The 14,138-nt window shown below is 55.2% G+C and carries 13 protein-coding genes; 5 read left to right on the forward strand and 8 right to left on the reverse strand.

The features are described from left to right. Positions 1–34: 34 nt before the first annotated feature. The 4 genes from PG887_RS13520 to PG887_RS13535 all read right to left on the reverse strand — a co-directional run bounded on the left by PG887_RS13520 (position 35) and on the right by PG887_RS13535 (position 3,383). On the reverse strand, positions 35–361 hold the full coding sequence (locus tag PG887_RS13520; RefSeq protein ID WP_270821944.1) for a DNA sulfur modification protein DndB: 327 nt from the start codon (positions 359–361) through the stop codon (positions 35–37). Positions 362–495: 134 nt separating this feature from the next. Beyond that, complete coding sequence (locus PG887_RS13525; RefSeq protein ID WP_101531660.1) at positions 496–2,520, reverse strand: DNA phosphorothioation-associated putative methyltransferase; 2,025 nt, start codon at positions 2,518–2,520, stop codon at positions 496–498. Beyond that, the gene (locus PG887_RS13530; protein WP_182926324.1) at positions 2,520–3,104 is read right to left on the reverse strand and encodes a hypothetical protein; all 585 of its coding nucleotides are present in this window, start codon (positions 3,102–3,104) and stop codon (positions 2,520–2,522) included. The genes PG887_RS13525 and PG887_RS13530 overlap by 1 nt, the downstream gene beginning before the upstream one ends. Positions 3,105–3,140: 36 nt before the next feature. Continuing rightward, positions 3,141–3,383, reverse strand: coding sequence for a helix-turn-helix domain-containing protein (locus PG887_RS13535; RefSeq protein WP_041997615.1), 243 nt, complete (start codon positions 3,381–3,383; stop codon positions 3,141–3,143). Positions 3,384–3,528: 145 nt separating this feature from the next. Here PG887_RS13535 and PG887_RS13540 point away from each other — a divergent pair, with 145 nt between their 5' ends. The 4 genes from PG887_RS13540 to PG887_RS13555 all read left to right on the forward strand — a co-directional run bounded on the left by PG887_RS13540 (position 3,529) and on the right by PG887_RS13555 (position 6,119). Next, positions 3,529–3,741, forward strand: a complete 213-nt coding sequence (locus tag PG887_RS13540) for a hypothetical protein (protein ID WP_041997613.1) — start codon at positions 3,529–3,531, stop codon at positions 3,739–3,741. Between the two features lie 9 nt (positions 3,742–3,750). Continuing rightward, complete coding sequence (locus PG887_RS13545; RefSeq protein ID WP_041997612.1) at positions 3,751–4,929, forward strand: Arm DNA-binding domain-containing protein; 1,179 nt, start codon at positions 3,751–3,753, stop codon at positions 4,927–4,929. Next, complete coding sequence (locus PG887_RS13550) at positions 4,926–5,792, forward strand: HD domain-containing protein (RefSeq protein WP_052448053.1); 867 nt, start codon at positions 4,926–4,928, stop codon at positions 5,790–5,792. Before PG887_RS13545 ends, PG887_RS13550 begins: the two co-directional genes overlap by 4 nt. A gap of 171 nt (positions 5,793–5,963) precedes the next feature. Next, positions 5,964–6,119, forward strand: a complete 156-nt coding sequence (locus PG887_RS13555) for a hypothetical protein (protein ID WP_158657400.1) — start codon at positions 5,964–5,966, stop codon at positions 6,117–6,119. Between the two features lie 105 nt (positions 6,120–6,224). On the opposite strand, the gene PG887_RS13560 is transcribed toward PG887_RS13555, so the two are convergent. From PG887_RS13560 to PG887_RS13570, 3 genes are all read right to left on the reverse strand, one after another. Further along, entirely contained in the window at positions 6,225–9,587 is a 3,363-nt protein-coding gene (locus tag PG887_RS13560; protein WP_270821946.1) for a tyrosine-type recombinase/integrase, read from the reverse strand. Next, entirely contained in the window at positions 9,572–11,692 is a 2,121-nt protein-coding gene (locus PG887_RS13565) for a hypothetical protein (RefSeq protein WP_182926321.1), read from the reverse strand. Before PG887_RS13565 ends, PG887_RS13560 begins: the two co-directional genes overlap by 16 nt. 106 nt (positions 11,693–11,798) lie before the next feature. Then, complete coding sequence (locus PG887_RS13570; RefSeq protein ID WP_182926320.1) at positions 11,799–12,416, reverse strand: hypothetical protein; 618 nt, start codon at positions 12,414–12,416, stop codon at positions 11,799–11,801. A 416-nt stretch (positions 12,417–12,832) separates the two neighbouring features. Here PG887_RS13570 and tcdA point away from each other — a divergent pair, with 416 nt between their 5' ends. Beyond that, on the forward strand, positions 12,833–13,669 hold the full coding sequence (tcdA, locus tag PG887_RS13575) for a tRNA cyclic N6-threonylcarbamoyladenosine(37) synthase TcdA (RefSeq protein WP_104455048.1): 837 nt from the start codon (positions 12,833–12,835) through the stop codon (positions 13,667–13,669). 21 nt (positions 13,670–13,690) lie between these two features. On the opposite strand, the gene PG887_RS13580 is transcribed toward tcdA, so the two are convergent. After that, on the reverse strand, positions 13,691–14,125 hold the full coding sequence (locus PG887_RS13580) for a SufE family protein (protein ID WP_199769691.1): 435 nt from the start codon (positions 14,123–14,125) through the stop codon (positions 13,691–13,693). Between the last annotated feature and the right edge of the window lie 13 nt (positions 14,126–14,138).

Genomic DNA, 14,138 nt, shown 5'->3' on the forward strand with positions numbered 1-14,138 from the left:
CGGGGTGACGTGAGCGCGTTAAGGATCAGGGTGTTCACGTTGGCCGGAATGGCTGTTCAACTTCGCCGGAATACGCAGAGCCGGGGTGTTCAGCAAATTCGACGTCAACAGCAATTGACGCAGTCAAGGCAGAGAAGACGTAATCCTTGGGATTCTCCAAGAGGTATCGCACCATTTCCGGGATCCGGGATTTGTTCAATGTGCGTTGAGCCCGCAATTCAGGGGGGACTTCGCTCTCATCGAAGTTGAAAATTTTGGGGATGATGCGCATCGGGCAGGTCGCGATATAGAAGGGGCGACCGGCTTGTATCCCACGCACTGCGGGGAATGAGTAGCAGTAGTCAGCGTCAAAGTGGTTCATGATGATGCTCCTGGCTAGTCCTGCTTCAAGTCTAGATTTACGTCAAAATTAACGTAATCACATGTTGCTATAAGACTGTGGATTAGGTTTTAGCGAGGAATAAGTGGTTTTTACGTTATTTTGGGGCGCTGATTTTACTCTTTTACGCTACAAATACGAAAGCCTGAAATTCGCCTTTTTTGCTCTTTGAGAGCTGATTCATATTGTTGGCGACTCAAGTGATGCTCTGTTTCCAGGTCCATCCCAAGCAGTTTGCTCAATCTTTGCTCCAATGCTCGTTGTGCCTTGAAGCTCGGATCATCCGGTGCCATCAGATAGCTTTTGTTGAGCAGCGGTGGCCGGGTCTGCTCATTGATGTAGTCAAAGAAGTCGACCTCCTGATCGGCCATCTTGATCTTGACCCGCTCCACCAGATGGGGGATGGGTTTGCTGAAGTCGTCATACCCCATCAGGCTCACCTTGCCGGAGCGGATGTGCAGCTTGATCACGTCGATATCGGTCAAGTCACCGTAGAGCTGGCAAGCCGCGCCGAGGTAGACACGCAGCAGCGGCGGTAATTGCGCAATAAAGCATTTGTGTAGCAGCAGTGAATGGCTGGGATAGAGCAGGCTGTTGGGTAGCTGTTGATGGGCCAGCTCGCAGGCTTGGTTGATGAGGGCGATATCCGCAATCTGGTAGAGCAGTGCTTTGGCGGCCTGCTGTGCCTGCGGGTTGCCACCGAAAAAGGCTTTGATATCCCGCTGCAGCTCGCTGGGGTAGTGGGTATAGGTTTGGCGTTTGCCAAACAGGTTGAGTGCCAGGTAGACCAGCAAATCTTGCTGCCGCTCCAGCTCGGCCTGCTTTAACTGGGCAAGGTCAAAATGCTGGCCAAGCAGGGTCATGGCTTTGCGATGGCTGCCTGCTATCTCTCTTAACTCGTCGCATTGTTCAAATTCGTCATTGGCCGGAATTCGGCCAAGGGTCAGCGCCCGTTGCCAGAAGGCTTCAAACAGCGGTTGATGGCGAGCGATCAGCAGTGCTGCAGTAGCCTGATGGTTGGGGGTGGGCGAGGTCAGCTGCTGCCAGCTGTGGCTTCGGCGTTGGCGCTGCGCCAAAAAGCGCTGCTCTTCGAGCTTGTCTTTGAACACATAGAAGATGCCTGGCCCCACGGCGATGGCATTTTCATCCAATGTTCTGTCTATGTAGTGCTTGAGCTCGCTTTGGTTGTAGTAGCGCTGAAAGGTGTTGCGCGAGGTGATAACGCCATCTTTATAAGGGGTGAACTGGGCAATAAAGCTGTCGTTGGCCAGCATGGCCGAGACGACCAGCAGGGTTTGGGTCAGCTCCCAGGCGCCGAGCAGTGCCTCCATTCGCTCATCTTGATCTTCAATCACGTTGATCACAAAACCGAGATTGACCAGATGGGAGACCACCTTCTCCCCATCCGGGCGAAAGTTCGGGTCCCAGCCCAGCGCGTCAATACCGTGTGCTTCCAGCTCCCGCAGGTCATCCCCCCGGCCGCAACCGTAATCAAACAGCGCATAGTCTCCGTTGAGATAACCATGGCGTACCAGCATCTTCATGGGGGCTGAGAGTTCATGGCGAACCAACGCGGTTTTATGGCGATCAATTTGTGGGCCCCCCTCTTCGGGCGGCAGGGCGGAGGTGCGAAACAGGCGTCCATCAACCAGTTGGTATCCATGTCTTGCGATAAGCCGCTCCCACGATGCTTTGAAGCCAATCATGCGGGGATGATCGTAAAGCCCTGCCAACTCCCCCTCTTGGGTGATCTGGCGACAGCTCTCTGCCTGTGAGTGATCGGGGGTCAGCATGAACTCTTTGCGATGCAGAATGGGGGGATTATCCTGGTTGTCGTAGCGGGTAATGGTATGGCTTAGTTTGGCCAGATCAACGGTCACGCTCTGCTTGAGGCTGGGGTAGGCCTCTTCGAAGAAGGTGGGGTAGCTGAGCAGTGACAGCCGAAAGTCCTGCTTTGCCAACTTGACCAGATCCCATTCACACTCCGGGAGTTTGAGCGCTTGTGCTACCGCACAGACAAAACGGTAGAGCTGTGGGCTGGTCGTGGCCAGGGTCTCTTTGTGCAGATAGACCGCGTCGGGCAGCACTTTTTTGTATGGCAGGGCCGCGACCAGTTGCGTGAAGCGCTCGGGGGTCAGCATCAGCACATTCCTTTGAGTTGGGTGAGTGTCAGCCGCTTGGGCATTCGTCTTCCATGGTGAGTGGTGAGTTCGACCAAGGCGCGGTTTTGTTCGGGCCCATAGCTGATATGCAGTGGCCGGTCTGGGCCATAGAGATAGAGACGATCAAACGGGGTGTGCTGCGCCAACCAAAGGGCTACCTGATAGCTGTTTTTCCCTGGGTATATCAGATCAACTGCGGCCCCTTGCCGAGGACAGATAACTCTTCCTCGCTGATTGAGTTCACAGGCCGCATGTTGATCGAGCCCTGGAGCGATGCCTGGCGATTGATTGGTCAGAATGGCCCTGCGCAGCTCAGTGCCGCAAAAACCATAGGTGAGCCGGGGTTGCCCGTATTGTCGCACCACCGGATCCAAGATCTCTATGGCCAGTTCGCGATAGGTCTGCCAGCTCTCAACTTGTAGGGGGAGATTGGGGCATTGAACTCGCAGCCAAGTATCACTGCAGTGAAACAGCATCTCGAAGGTGAAGTAATCGCTGCAGGCGTCGTTGAGCTGCACTGAATAACCCTTAAGAAATAAAAGTTCAGACTCTACCTTCTGCATGAGAGCCATCAAGAGGGCGGGACCGGAACTTATATTTCACTCCCCCGCAGGACTGTCCTCCTCCTCGACATACCTCAACAACTCTCCAGGCTGGCATCCAAAATATTTACATAACGCATTGATTGTATCGGTATTGGTGACATTACCAGGCACGTTGGCGATCCGGGTCAGGGTTGCCCGACTGATCCCTGTTTTTTCGCTCACTTCAGAGAGAGTTATGCGGCGCTTTTCTTGGAACGATTTTTCGTCAAGTAGCTTGATGAGCAGGATCCTAATCATGACTTATCCATAGCGAGTATTTTTCACATAGCCTACCAAATGAATCATGCATGATGCAAAAAAAGCATTGACAACTACATTGCGTGATTTATATTCATCTTGCGCGAGCGAAATGACTCATTTGTGATTCACTTGGAGGCGAGATATGAGTACCTATCTGACAACCGAAGAGCTCTCATCACGGATCAAATACGACGTGCGAACAATCCGCCAGAGTCTGAAAGACGCTGTGCTGTTCGAGGGCGTGCATTACATCCGTCCGTTTGGTGGGCGAAAAATTCTCTACATCTGGGAGCGGGTAGAGGAGTCCATGCTGCAAGGAGCAGCAGCCCACGATCTCATTGCTAGCTTGAAGTGAGGTGGTGCGATGGGCTCGATAAATAGCCGTAATGGCAAGCTTTATCTGGACTTTCGTTACAGGGGGGTCCGCTGTCGGGAGCAAACCACGTTGGCTGATACCCAGGCTAACCGGCAGAAGCTCAATAAGGTGCTCTGCTTAATAGAGCAACAGATCCGTATCGGTACCTTTGACTATGGGCATCACTTTCCCAACAGTCCCAAGGTTGAGAAGTATGTGGCCATGGAGAGACTGAGTCGGCAGAAGGCCTCTGGTGCGCGGATGATTTTCTCCGCCTTCGCCGAGCTATGGCTCGATGAAAAACGGGTCGAGTGGCGGGAGAGCCAAATTGAAACGGTGGATGGCATTTTACGCTGTCACCTGATTCCGGCCATGGGTGAGCAGCTGTTAGCTGCCATCACCAAGCAACAGATCTTGGCGTTTCGGTTGCGCTTGTGTGAGCCGGGTGGGCAGAACGAACGGGCGCTGTCGGCTTCCCGTATCAACCACATCATGACCTACCTGCGCCTCATCTTGAACGAGGCGGCCGAGCGGTTCGAGTTTGATAGCCCGTGGCGCAATATCAAGGCCCTGCCGATGCCTAGGGCGCAAGTCCTGCCGTTTACCCTAGAGGAGGTGCAACTCATTCTGACCAAGGTACGGGCGGACTATCGTCCCTATTTCACGGTGCGTTTCTTCACTGGCATGCGCACGGGTGAGATCGATGGGCTTTGTTGGGACAATGTGGATTTTGGCGCCCGCCTTATTCATATTCACCAGTCCTTGGTCAGGGGTAAAGTCGGGCCCACCAAGACCAGTGGATCTCACCGCACCATCGCAATGAGCCAGCGAGTCTATGAGGCCTTGCGTGAACAGTGGGGGTTCTCGGGCGAGAAAAGTACCTTCGTGTTTTGTGCTCGCAACGGTGAGCCACTCAACCACCGCAATGTGGCTCAGCGTGTCTGGTACCCATTGTTGGCCAATCTGAAGCTTGAAAAGCGCAACCCTTATCAGACTCGCCATACGGCTGCCACTCTGTGGCTGGCCGCCGGCGAAAATCCGGAGTGGATTGCCCGCCAGCTGGGTCATTCCACGACCAGCATGCTGTTTCGGGTCTATTCGCGCTATGTGCCCAATCTAGTCGGTCGGGATGGTGCCGCTTTCGAACAACTGCTGGACGGTGAACTTGATCTGGAGGATGAGGTATGAAATTCACATCCCCGTTTAACTTGACGCTGGTGTGGGCCGAGCTGATTCACGGCTTGCCTAGTGCTGGCGTGTGGCGTTTGACTTTCCTGAAAGGGGGTCGCCATGTCGATGTCAGCGGTGAGCTGCTGGCCGATGTGGTGCCGGCTGGGCAGTGGTTGCTGCTGGAGATGAATCGCGAGGAAGTGCCTCGATTGATGACCTTCATGCCGTTGCCTGTTGAGGTGCGTCGTGACGACATTGAGCAGCAATTTTCATGGCTGGCAGACAAACAACATGCCATCTTGTCGGATATCTGGGGGATGCTCGCTTATTTACCGGATGCGGCCCTGCGGCGATTCTACCTCGCCGTGCTGCTTGATGATCGCATCATGTGGCCCTTCTTCACCGGCAAGGCGAGCAACCAGTACCATCATCACCATACCGGTGGACTGCTTGAGCACAGTCATGAGGTGGCAATCACCGCCTCGGCGCTCTGCATGCAGCATCAAGTCGGCCCGATTAGCACCAGCGTGGCCTTTATCGGCGGTCTTCTGCATGACATCGGCAAGATCCACCTGTTCTACAACAACACAAGCGGGAACGGGGTCGTGGGGCAACATGAGTCGTTCAATTTCATGGTGCTGGCCGAGCCGCTGGCCCGCCTCAGTCAGGAGGCGCCCAAGCTGTTTGAGGCCATCAGTTCTTGCCTTTCCATCAAAATTGGTCGGCAGTCGGAGGCCTATCTGCCAGCCCAGATGGTTCATATCTGTGATCGATTGTCTATGGATGTACACAACTGGCGACGGGCTTTCACCGAGGTCCCGGCCTATTACTGGTTTGTCAAATCGCCTTATGGCGATCAGGTCTACAAACGGTTGGACTGAGATCTCGAAGCTCTGACTGCCGTTGACAGCAGGATGTGCCGAGAGGGCCACAGCGCCCGACTGTTTGCGGCGCCTTGGGCAACTTGCAGGGACTACATATCGGCAGGATACTTTCAGCATCCCTTGGGGTTCAGGGACTATCCTGTTTGATTTATGCAACAAGGAGCATGTATGAGCTCGAGCATCGTCACTCTCAGTATCTTCTTTCTAGCCATGGAGCTGATCGCCTTTGCTGCTGGATATCTCTACCTTGAGGGCAGAAAGCTGAAAAAACAGACAACCCAGACACCCAATAATTTCGATGAAAAGAGTGGGGCAGGATCCTGAAACCAATTGGGTTAGGGAATTTGAGCTCAGCCCGTGAGAGGGGCGGGCCCAATGGGCGGGGATGACCCCCACTTTTCAGAGCCGCGCCAAAATGAGCTTGCCTGGCTAATCCCATCGGGGTTCATCCTGAGCAACAGACCATTCGGCGGCGCGTTGACGGCCTTCTTCATATAGTTGCTCTACGACATCCCTGTAAACATCCTCATCAGCCCTCTGTAGAGCCTCATGGAATAATGACCCACATAGCGCCATTTCATAGTGCGTCATGTCACGGCTCATCCTGTCAATCTCCATCAGTACCTCGTACGTCATTGGATTGGTGTCGGCCAGTTTTGCGATGCGTTGCAGATTTTGTGAATCGCCAATTTGCCAGCGGCGGATGCTGGTCGCCTTGAATAGGATTATGGCAAAGCGATGAAACAGATAGCGCAACATCGGTGATGAATGGCCCGCCTGGCATAATTCCTCCTTGGGGTGGTTTAGGTATAAGTAGGCATAGCCTTGGGGAAACTGCTGCACTTTGCGCAGCGTGCTGCGCTCGACGGCCAGCGCTGGATGAAGGTGCCAGCGTTTGGCAGGTTTATCTTGGGGCACGTGGAGATCAAGTCGCCACTGAGACCAGGGATATAACTTGCTGACAAAGGTCATAAAGCGGCGGAAGATTTTTGGAGAGGTGAATTTGATCCCGGCATGGGAGCTGTTTAAGTTGGTCAGGCAATAGCGGATGGCCCACCTGAACTCGGCCATCTGTTTGGGTCTCTTTCTCATGGCTTGGCAGACTTTCAAGACGTCAGCCAGTGCATGTTTCTCTGCGGTTGTGCCGAGTTCAGCCGGGAGCAGTTGTCGCTGCCGGTTGCGGGGAATCAACCGTGAGCGGGCTTTTTGTGTCACCAGATTGCCTAGCTCGATTGCGCTCGCATGCCAAGTCGCCAGCAACTCTTCGCTCAAGCCAAATTGGCTGGCTATCTCCCGTCGATCCTTTCCTTTTTCAAGATGCTTGAGGACGGCTTCACTCTGCACGTAATGACTGGCTCGGTTTGCATCGGCGAGGGTTTTCGCCTTGATGCCTTGCCGCACTTGGCGCGGTGGTGTTGCCTGATAGGCTCCCAGCCTTTTCAGTAGGTGGGGCATCAGCTTAGCCGGGGTCAGGGGCGTTGGTTTTTCCTGTTCGCAGTCTAGTGTGCGTTGCTTGTGGGTCGATATACCAAACAGATATTGGCTCTCTTGCCTGGAGAGCGGGGTTTGGTTGCATGCTAGGTGGCAGCCAAGTAACAGGTCGGTGAAGTGCAGGTAGTGATTCAGTGTGATCTCGGGACTGCTGTGCCCAGCCATCACTGCGAGCGCCATATAGCGATCCCGCAGGCGATGCTGGCCTGCGATCAGGCGGACAATCTCCTCGCGTTGTGTGTCGGGGTAGGGCAACAAGGCTCGCTGGACAATGTCTGGCAAGGACACCAGATCGTGGTGCAGCAGCAACTGCATCCGAGAAAAACAGCTGTGACGCAGGTGGTAGAGTCGATAATGAAGGCCGCCACTGAGTTGGTAGAGTACAGACCTGACCATCAGGGATATCTGTTGCAGGTTGACCCGCTCGTGGGGATTGCCCGCAGCGTGGAACAGCAACTCCTTGTTGCTATCCGCCTGCATCCGTCGCTCGCCAATATAGCGTTTGAGGAGATCGCGCTCATTGCCGGTGAGCATGGGGTAAAGTGGTACTTTGCGCAGTGCCGCATCGGTCTTGTTATGACCGTGGCGGTTGTTGCGGACAAAAAGCCACCCGATGGGGGAGGGCTCAACATCCATTAGCCGCAACTTGGCGAGTTCTCCGGGGCGCAAACCGGTGCGATAGGCCATGATAAGAAAGGATTTAAGCATCATCCGCAGAGTAACGTCGGTATCGATGAAGCAATCGACCTGTGCCAGCAAACCGGCAAAGAGGGGCTCATCGACTATGGCTGCGCTGACATGGGGGATTTTCTTCTCGCCGGTTGCAAGTGATTCTGGTAGCGCTGCCATATCAAACGCCTCGACGGCGAAGACATGCATGTCCTGAAGGCGGCCTGCCATGAAGTCACGCTGATATTGGCTGCGTGGGCGGTTAAGAATGCTGTGATAGAGTTCGGTAAAATCGATGCCATCGTAGCTTGCAAGCGGTAGTTGTGCGGTCATCGATAACCACTCCTTGCCGATGCTTTCGAGGTAGCGCTGAGCAGTCGACGGGGCCAAACGGCGTGTCAGAAGCAATGACAGCAACCAGCTGACTAGCACTTGTTCGCTGAGCGTAAGGGCACTCGTGTTCCCAAGAGCATCGAGTTCCGTGATGATGGTTTTCGGGCCCTTGGGCGCGGCTGGGTCTTGTCGAAAAATCGCTCTTAATTCATCTAGCAGATAGGGTTTTTGCGATGGCTGGCTGGTGCTTGCCATTGGCCATTTCGCCACGCTTTCTAGAGAGTTAAATTTCTGATAGGTGTCCTGGTTGGCTGGGTACAGGCGAGGTTGGAGCAGCCGGTGCCAGTATGCGAGAGGAAGGGATGCACTTGGGGCTCGTCCTGCTGCATATTCCAGCAGTACCTGCGGGAGTTCAGTACCAAGCTGATGTTCGGTTAAGCCGATGGCTCCTCTGCAGAGCGCTTGCTGGCTGATCTCTGCTCCCAATTCCTTTTGCAACAATCCAAGGCACTCTGCCTGTTTGGTTGGAGGGCACCAAGTTGCGGGACGATGTTTGAGAAACTGCCGCAATATACCGAGGCTGATTGGGTCAGGCATGTAATTCACTTGGGTGATGGCCCGTATACCTGTCTGGTGTATCTCGTTGTGTTCTGCATTACCATCGTGTTCGTCATGACGGTAATAGCTGTTACTGGGAAGCTCGCCAGGCTCGAGGGTTAGGGTGATCCAAGTTAGTTCATGATTACCGGACAGCGGCTGGATTTCGAGCAATGCACGCCCCATGGCGAGCCACAAATAGGGGCGATTGAGCCCGCCATAGAGGATTCCGCATACGAGCAAACGGGCGAATAACCGGTCGGGGTCTTGGGTCGGTTCACTCAATGTGGTGCGCCAAGTATGAGCTGCGTTGGCCATAGTGATAGTCGCTTGGTGCCAATGCTCGGAGCGAAATGGGTGAGGGCGTCGCACAGTCAAGTAAGGAGGGGGGATCGCAATGCACCAGATTCCCTGCCGGTTCCCCATCTCCAGTTTCTGGCAGATAACCGAGTAGGCAAAGCGGTAGGCGTGCAGGGTCTTTAGATCTTGCCGCAGTTGGGCATCAATGTCTGGCCACAACCGTTCAAATCGGTCAGTACAGGGAGATTCTTCCAACATCTCTGGCAGATGATGACGAAAGATCTTGATGGCCTGGGTGATCACCACTTCGGCCTCATCTTTACGGTCCTGTCGACGCTTATCTCGGCCAAGTTGTACCATCAGCTCACGGCGCCGCGGTGATAGGATCAGAGGATTTGCCATCCTGCCCTTGCCTCAATCTGGTGAAAATTCAAATGTGCTTCAATGAGGTCGGCAACGTGTTGCAGAGTCTGGATGGACAGGCAGCTGTGGCGACCGAATATCGACTCGCCGATCTCCTCGTGCCCCATCCAGCCATCGATCACTGACGGTGCCAGTTCGCTGCGCAGCAGGACGCTGCGTAGATGGTGGCGAGCCCAGTTGTGCTGGATCGGCAGGCGGTTACCCAGTTGCTGATTGAGGTTGCTGGGTGTGGGATCCTGAGGTAGCAGATGACCCTGACTGTCATGAAGGATGAAAAACAGCAGATTTTTGCTGCCATCAAGTGCGGCATCGCAGCGCTGTGCCAGCCCGCGATGCAGAAGTCGGTAGCGTTGACCCAGGGCATGTAAATGGGCTTGGTAAAGTGCGACCTGGCGAGCGGCGGTGACAGGGATCACCAAGGTCCGAGCCGCCAGTCCATTACGGATCTCTTTATCGCTTATCCACCATGTACGCGTGATGGGGTTGTAGTCAGCGAACGATCCCAGTGGAGCAGTCACATCCCGGTGACCAGTTACAAACGTCAGCAGTGCCCACACGTAGCAAAGGTAGTGATTGTGAAAGCTTGCCACCTCCTCAAGGGCTGCATCACGCTTGGGGGCCGGTGGCGGTATTAACAGCCGGTTAAACAGGTTATGCAGCACCTTGCCCGGCAGGAGCAGACTACTGCCAACCGTGGCAGGGATGCTACGGGCTGGCGGCAGACCCGCATCCAGTCCCGCCAAGTTAAACAAAAACTGTAGATAGGCTCGATGGTGCTTGGTCACCTGGTCGGTGGGGGTATTGCTGTACGCCAGTGCCGGGCGCTTCTTGTAGTCCTGACCACGGACGAGCGCCACCTGCATCAGATCGAAGCCTTGGTTGATATACCAGTGCTCCAGATAACGAGTGACTCGCCCCAGGGTTAGCCGGGTTTGGTGGCGTTCGTTGATAAGCGTAAGGTGCTTTTTTAACAACTTTTCGCTCGGGGACGGTGCATTGACAGCCAAATGTTGTAACACCATTGGGAGCGGCAGAACGACACGTGAGTGGGTGGGGGGCAGCAGAGCATGTAGCCGCTCATCCAGTGTACTTGCTGGTACCTTGTGTTCAATGACGAGGCAGAGCTGACCTTTTATGACCTGTAAACTCCGGCCTGTTGCCAGGCCACCAGGTATACCGCCGCATACGAGAGCTAGCAATAGCCAGTGTCCAGTCGGGTCCCCATTGTTGACGGCATCCCTCACCAGATGCTCGATATCCCAATCACTGGCCTGCTCGAAGCTACACGGAAGCGACAGCTGACGCACTGCCAGCTGTTCGGTGACTCGCTTGTTCAATTCGGCGCGTAAAAATGGCGAGCGGTGCGGAGAGCTGGGGTCGTGGATGCGCACGGTCTTGGTATCAAGAGCGAAAGGCAGCTCATCGATCGGCTCTCCATTAGGCCCTGGTCGCATAACTAGCTCTTCGATCACGATGTCAGTGTCATCAGTTTTTTCTAGCTGAATCAATTGGACATAGTGCTCGGCGACGGGCAGTTTCTTTGACCTGCGATAGCGAGTGATGCCTTTTGCCAGGCGATAGGCATCGTAGATGACCACACACAGAAAACCTAGCCCTCGCTCGATGAGCGGCGATAGCGCGTGTTGACGGTTGGCACGTAGCGTCGTGATGAGTGTCGCCAGATCTGGGTGAGCCGCCATATCCGGCAGTTCTTGCAGCACCGGTGTGTGCCGTGCTTCGGTAGCGATAAGACGGATCTCCCGCAGCGCGTTTTCGATGGCGGAGTCATGATCACCGATGAGGTGTAACTGTAGACAACTCACGATGACCAGTTGCTGGTAACGTCGATAGTGAGCGCGATCGTCATCTGACCAAGCCGAGGGGGAAGTGATATTGATCGCAGCGGCGAATCCGCACTCGGTCAGTAATTGCTGTCGCCTGAGGTAGTGACAAGCCTCAAATGGAGTTTTTATGTTAAGAGCACTGGGGTTCACCCGATAGCGTGGATGGCTAGCCCAGCGTTCCAAATCTCCGTAACGGTGCCAGTAATCATCTGGCATGTTTCCCATCAGCCACTTGAGCATCGCGAAGGTGGTCAAGCGCAATGGGGGCGGTAGAAGCTTTGGGCATACCACGTGGGACAGGTGACACAGTCGTCTGTGGTAACGCTCCTGATCTAGAGGGGGCCTCTCATCCATGGTCCGGACTCCAGTCGGTGTCGAGTAGCGCAATCGGATCAGCGAAGGGGTTGGCGACCGGAGTGTTGCTGACCGCTCGTCGGCGTTGCTGGACCAGCGTGCCTCGGCTACACCCCGTCCATAGGCAAAGGTCCGCATCGCTCACCTGTGACTTGTCGAAAAAATACTGTGCCATATGCCGGGGCAGTTGGGCCTGAAAACTCTCTCGCAAAGCGGCGAGCTCTCTGCTGTCGATGCTCATAACGAGCAGGCTGAAGGCGCTGGCCCACGCCTGTTGTTCAATGTCGGCATCGTTGGAGACGTGGGATGGGGTGTTATGAATGAGCAGCGTGCCCTCCGGCGGATAGGGAGCCTCCCAGTATAGCGCCGGCCACAGCGGTGAAAACAGCAGAAATTCCGTTGGGCGCATCTTTTTGTTTTTACCCTGCTGGTACAACATGACGCCCTGTAATGGTTGCCGAAGCAATTGGCTGGTCAGCCCGCCGGGCAGGTTTTTCCAAGAGACGAGACGGGGGTAGGCGAGGATCCACTGATACGCTGCGTGGGCGAGCGGATGGACAGAGAAACGGAGGTCTGGGTGGGCGCGAGACAGCGTGAAGGGGTCACTCATCAGACACCTCAAAATGGTAATTGGTCTATTTTGAGACTAGCGCCCTGCAAATTCGCGATCAAATATTGATCACTGAAATATCGATATTTTGTGACCGTGACCACGTATGTGGCGTAAATTGTTCTTAATGATAAAACCGAATGTCAAAGGTAATTGTCATTAAAAAACAATTTATTACATTTAATGCCACATAAGTGAAATAGAGATAATCTGGCTGGAACGGCCTGTCACGCCGGGGGTCGCGGGTTCGAGTCCCGTCCGCTCCGCCACTAACAAGAAGCCCAGTCGAAAGACTGGGCTTTTTTTCGTTTCCGGCACCACACTCATTTCCCGCTCGCATCAACACTGTCATCATCCGATCATCGCCCCTGAGAATGGTTGCCGCTATAATGGCCGCCCTCAAGCAAGGTGGTGGTATGAAAGCAGAGTATCTACAGCGATTCGGGGGCATTGCCCGTCTTTATGGTCAGAGTGCGCTGCACTCCTTCAGCCTGGCAAGAGTCTGTGTGGTGGGGATCGGTGGCGTTGGTTCCTGGGCCGCAGAGGCGCTGGCCCGTGCCGGCATCAACCAGATCACCCTGATCGACATGGATGACATCTGCATCACCAACACCAATCGCCAGATCCACGCCATGCAAGGGACGGTCGGTCGTCTCAAGACCGAAGTGATGGCCGAGCGCATTCGTGCCATCAACCCGGATTGCGAGGTGATCGAGGTGGATGACTTCGTCACCGCTGACAACCTGGCCGAGCATATCAAGCGGGAGTTTGACTATGTTGTGGATGCCATCGACTCGGTCAAGGCGAAGGTGGCGCTGATTGCCTTCTGCAAGCGCAACAAGATCCCGGTGATCGTGGCGGGTGGTGCCGGCGGGCAGATGGACCCGACCCGGATCACCGTGGTCGATCTGGCCAAGACCATTCAGGATCCTCTGGCCGCCAAGGTGCGCTCCGACCTGCGTCGGCTGCACAACTTCAGCAAGAATCCGGCGCGCAAGTTCGGGGTGGAGTGTGTCTTCTCAACCGAGCAGCTGAGTTATCCGGATGGCCATGGTGGCACCTGTCAGGCCAAGGCGGCCAGCGACGGCAATATGAAGATGGATTGCGCCTCCGGCTTCGGCGCCGTGACGCCGGTGACGGCGACCTTTGGTCTGGTGGCCGCGTCCCGGGTGTTGAAGAAGATTGCCGAGCGCGGGGCCCGCGCAGAGAAAGAGGCCGGGAATGAAAACGCCGGGTCGATTGGCGAAGCCTAATCGACCGCTGAACAAGGCGGGTTAGACGGCCTGTTTCCGGATCGCCTGCACTATTGCCCTGAGCCCGTTGCCCCGCGACGGGCTCAGGTGTTTCTCCAACCCCAGTTCGGCGAAATAGCCGTCCATATCGAAGGTCCGAATGGCCTCTGCACTCCGGTGGTTGAGCGCCGCCAGTGCAATGACGATCAGGCCACGCACAATGCGGGCATCGGAATCGCAAGCAAAGTGCCAGTTACCATCCTCACCTTTCTCCCCCTTCAACCAGGCCTGGCTCTCACACCCCTTGAGGCGAAATGCCTCCTGCTGCCATTCGCCGGGCAGTGCAGGCAGCAGTTTGCCGAGCTGGATGATGAGTCTGTACTGGTTTTCCCAGCCGTGGGCTGCGGCAAACTGCTGGCGGATGGCGTCGGCATCGGGCTCAAGGCCTATGGGTGTATAGGTTGCGATGCTGTTCATTGGATTGTCTGCC

The sequence above is a fragment of the Aeromonas sp. QDB14 genome, from assembly GCF_027707845.1.
GTDB lineage: Bacteria > Pseudomonadota > Gammaproteobacteria > Enterobacterales > Aeromonadaceae > Aeromonas > Aeromonas caviae.